Consider the following 1,111-nt stretch of genomic DNA (forward strand, 5'->3'; position numbering starts at 1 on the left):
TGTACTGCCCAGGCAGGTTGGTTAACCGTGTGATGGGCGGGACCTTGCCGATCGCGGAGTGTTGCCGGTGGTGATTGTAGGTATGCAGCCATCCTGCTAGGGCTGTGCGTCGGGTGCGTTCATTGGGGTAGTGGCGAGCGAAGGCCCATTCGCCAGCCATGGTGCGGTGGAATCGCTCGATCTTGCCGTTGGTCTGAGGCCGGTACGCGCGTGTGCGTTTGTGGGTAAGACGCAGCTCAAGACAGGCTTGGCGCCACGCGTGCGATCTGTAACACGATCCGTTGTCCGAGAGCACTCGCTCAACAGTGACGCCGCGCGCGGCGTACCAGCCGATCGCACGGCGCAGTACTGAGATGGCGGTAGCGGCGGTTTCGTCGTCGTGGATTTCGGCGTATGCCACGCGGGAGTGGTCGTCGATCACCGTGTGGACGTAGGCGTGTCCGAGGTTGATATCGCGTCGCGCGGTGCGCGTGATGCCGGGGGTGGCGGCCCTGTTCTTCTTACCCTGGACGCGGCCGACGTAGCGCCATCCGCCACCGTCGGGAATGTTGCCTAGCTTCTTGACATCGACGTGGATCAGCGAACCTGGATGACCGTGTTCGTAGCGGCGGATGTTCTCACCAGTACGGATATCTATGTGAGACAGTCGATTCAGTCGGCATCTGACCAACACAGCATGAACTGTGGACGCTGGCATCGATAATCGGGAAGCGATCGCCAGCGGCGAGAGCCGGTGACGCCAGCGAAGATGCACGATCTTGCGCACCACAACGTGGGGCGTACGGTTCGGGCTGTGGTGGGGCCGGCTGGAGCGATCTTCCATCCCGGCGGGGCCCATCGCCGCGTAGCGGCTGGCCCAGCGTTTGGCCGTTGGCCAGGACACGTTGAAGTGTTCAGCAGCCCGAACGATCGGCCACCCCTCGTCAACGATTAGACGCGCGAGCAACACTCGCCCACGTGGAGTCAAAACAGCGTTAGCGTGGACCACGAAGGTCTCCTGTCATCGAAGTGGGTGTCTAAGCAGCTCCACTCCACGACGGGAGGCCTTCGCCATCAACGACCTCTACAGCGTGTCGTCACACTTTCTCAACCAACCTGCCTGGGCAGTACA

Annotated in this window: 1 protein-coding gene; it reads right to left on the bottom strand. The window is 62.0% G+C overall.

What is annotated here, in order from left to right; all coding sequences use genetic code 11:
- Positions 1-988 (bottom strand): IS481 family transposase (locus A5790_RS20950; protein ID WP_066848776.1); only part of this gene is annotated, 988 nt, incomplete at its 3' end.
- Positions 989-1,111: the final 123 nt, after the last annotated feature.

It is taken from the genome of Mycobacterium sp. 852002-51152_SCH6134967 (assembly GCF_001667105.1).
GTDB lineage: Bacteria > Actinomycetota > Actinomycetes > Mycobacteriales > Mycobacteriaceae > Mycobacterium > Mycobacterium neumannii_A.